Raw genomic sequence first — 2,989 nt, forward strand, 5'->3', positions numbered from 1 at the left:
CCGTAGGGCCGGGTTCCGCCGTGCAGGGCGATGCCGTTGAGGATGGAGCCCATGGCGTGTTCGCGGATGCCGAAGTGCAGTGTGCGCCCGTAGGGGTTGGCCGACCACGTGTCGGTGGAGATCGACTCCGGTCCGAAGGAGTCGGCGCGTTTCATCGTGGTGTTGTTGCTTTCCGCCAGGTCGGCCGAGCCGCCCCAGAGTTCTGGAAGCGCGTCGGCCAGGGAGGCGAGGACCTCGGCGGACGCCTTGCGGGTCGCGATGCCCTTCTCATCGGGCTCCCAGCTGGGTAAGCCGTCGGCCCACCCGGCGGGCAGCGCGCGGGCCTGCATCCGGTCCAGTAGTGCCTTGCGCTGGGGGTTGTCGGCGGCCCACTGGTTGAAGGCGATCTGCCACTTCTCGCGGGCGTCTCTGCCGCGTTGGGCGAGGGCGCGGGTGTGGTCAAGCACCTGGTTGTCGACCTGGAAGGCCCTCTTGGGGTCGAAGCCCAGGAGTTTTTTGACTTCGGCGAGCTCATCGGCGCCCAGCGCGGCGCCGTGGGCTTTGCCGGTGTTCATCTTCGTGGGCGCTGGGTAGCCGATGACTGTGCGCAGCACGATCAGGGTCGGGCGGGTGGTGTCGGCCTTGGCGGATTCGATGGCTTCCAGCAGTCCCTGCACGTTTTCGCCGCCGTGGACGGTGAGCACCTGCCAGCCGTAGGACTCGTAGCGCTTGGCGGTGTCTTCGGAGAGTGCGATTCTCGTGTCGTCTTCGATGGAGATCTCGTTGGCGTCGTAGAGGACGGTGAGGTTGCCCAGCTGCTGGGTGCCGGCGAGTGAGGAGGCTTCGGAGGTCACGCCTTCTTCGATGTCGCCGTCGGAGGCGATCACGTAGATGTGGTGGTCGAAAACGCTGTCGCCGGGGGCGGGTTCGGGATCGAGCAGGCCGCGTTCGCGGCGTGCGGCCATCGCCATGCCCACCGCGTTGGCCAGCCCCTGGCCCAACGGGCCGGTCGTGGTCTCCACACCCGCTGTGTGGCCGTGCTCGGGGTGGCCCGGTGTCAGGGATCCCCATTTGCGCAGGTGCTTGAGGTCGTCGAGTTCCAGGCCGTAGCCGGAGAGGAACAGCTGGATGTAGAGCGTGAGGCTTGAGTGTCCTGCCGAGAGCACGAAGCGGTCGCGGCCGATCCACTCGGGGTCGGTGGGGTCGTGTCGCATGACGTGTTGGAACAGGGCGTAGGCGGCGGGCGCGAGGCTCATGGCGGTGCCGGGGTGCCCGCTGCCGCACCTCTCAACGGCGTCGGCGGCGAGCACGCGGGCGGTGTCGACGGCGCGCCGGTCCAGGTCGGTCCAGTCGTCGGGCAGGTGTGCGGTGGTCAACCGGTCGAGCTCGTCGCTCACCCGGTAGTGGGAGGTGGGCTGGTTCGCGATCATGGACGCGCACTCCTGGTGGTCGGTGGTGATGGGGGATCTCCCGCGGGCGACCGCGGCGGTCAGGCAGGCCACATCCGGGAGAGCTCGGGATGGTCGTCGTCGACCAAGCGATGTGCCAGCGCGATCGCCTCGTCCCGGTCGATCTGGTGGAGGGCCGGCTCAGCCCTGGCGACGCCCTCGAAGACGCTGGCCAGGCCCTCTGCTGCGGTCGGGGACATGCTGTCGTCGCCGCCGACGCCGCGCACGTACCGCCGCCGCATCACCGCCGCGGCGTCCAGCAGCAGGGAGTGCTGAGCTTCCAGCAAATCCCTCTCGCTGTTGAAGGTCTCCATTTCACTACCCCTTTCACCCACCGCACGTCGCGGTGAACTCCCTTGGCGAGGCTTCGGATCGGCACCGTCTCGCGGTGCCGGGGCTGACGGCGCAGCACGTGGCCGCTCCGCTGGTGCGGGGAGGCGCCGTCGGAGCAGATCGGTCGTTCAGGACGCGGGCGCCGACCGGGTCATGGCGGCGTGCAGCTCGGCCACCGCCGTTCGCTTCCCGCGCGGGTGCGACAGCACGGCCGAACCGGCGACCAGGAGTTCGGCGCCCGCGTACCACGCGGACCGTGCGGTGGTGGTCGAAATCCCTCCGTCCACCTCGATCTTCACCGGGCTCCCGGACAGGTCGACCAACGCGCGCATCTCCGCGACCTTGTCCTCCATCGCGGCGATGTACTTCTGCCCGCCGAAGCCCGGGTTGACCGTCATGATCACGATCTGGTCGATCCGGTCGAGCACGTGGCGGACGAAGTCGAGCGGGGTCGACGGGTTGACTGCGACACCCGCTTTCGCATCGAGATCGCGGATCGTGGACAGCGTCCGATGCAGATGCGCGCAGGTCTCCGCGTGCACGATGATGGTCTCGCAGCCGGCGGCGGCGAAGTCGGCGATCACCGGGTCCGGGTCCTGCACCATGAGGTGCGCTTCGAACGGCAGGCGGCTGTACTTGCGGCACGCGGCCACGACATCCGGGCCGAACGTCATGTTGGGGACGAAGCGCCTGTCCATGACGTCCCACTGGATGCGGCCCACCCCAGCATCGGTGAGGTCGGCTACCTCATCACCGAGTCGCGCGTAGTCGGCGCCGAGGACCGAGCCCACGATCACCGGTTCCTTCATCGACCAGCTCGGTGCGGAATGCCGTGGTTCTGCGCGCAGCGGCTTGTTCGGTTCGTCAACCATCAAGCGCTCCTCCCGATCATGTGTCCGGAATTCCCTGTTCCCGATTCCCGGCTGAGTGGGACAACTCCGGACAACGCGTCCAGCCGGGCAACAGCCGTGATGGCATGTCGTTCGTGATTGCGAAATGATTGGTTTCCGGCCGGCCCGAATTCGGGCCGGCCGGAGAGAACCGGCACAGGTGTTGGGGGGCCGCGGAGAATTGGCCCGGCCATCCACCCCGTGCCGAGTGCGTGCTCGAAACCGGTGTTCGCTCGGTCAGCGGATGAGGCTCTTGAGGTTCTTCGCGGCCGCGGCCGGGTCCTTCGCGCTGTAGATCGCGCCACCGGCGACCGCGACGGTCGCCCCGGAGTCCTGCAC

Annotated in this window: 3 protein-coding genes; all 3 read right to left on the minus strand. The window is 68.4% G+C overall.

Annotation, left to right across the window (positions count from 1 at the left end; all coding sequences use genetic code 11):
* A partial coding sequence (locus tag AB0J91_RS32925) for a transketolase (RefSeq protein ID WP_363876921.1) occupies positions 1 to 1,409 on the minus strand: 1,409 nt, incomplete at its 3' end.
* Positions 1,410 to 1,468: 59 nt separating this feature from the next.
* Complete coding sequence (locus AB0J91_RS32930) at positions 1,469 to 1,741, minus strand: hypothetical protein (RefSeq protein WP_363876924.1); 273 nt, start codon at positions 1,739 to 1,741, stop codon at positions 1,469 to 1,471.
* Between the two features lie 147 nt (positions 1,742 to 1,888).
* Positions 1,889 to 2,632, minus strand: coding sequence for a ribulose-phosphate 3-epimerase (rpe, locus tag AB0J91_RS32935; RefSeq protein WP_363876927.1), 744 nt, complete (start codon positions 2,630 to 2,632; stop codon positions 1,889 to 1,891).
* Positions 2,633 to 2,989 lie beyond the last annotated feature (357 nt).

It is taken from the genome of Saccharopolyspora sp. NPDC049357 (assembly GCF_040677225.1).
Classification (GTDB): domain Bacteria; phylum Actinomycetota; class Actinomycetes; order Mycobacteriales; family Pseudonocardiaceae; genus Saccharopolyspora.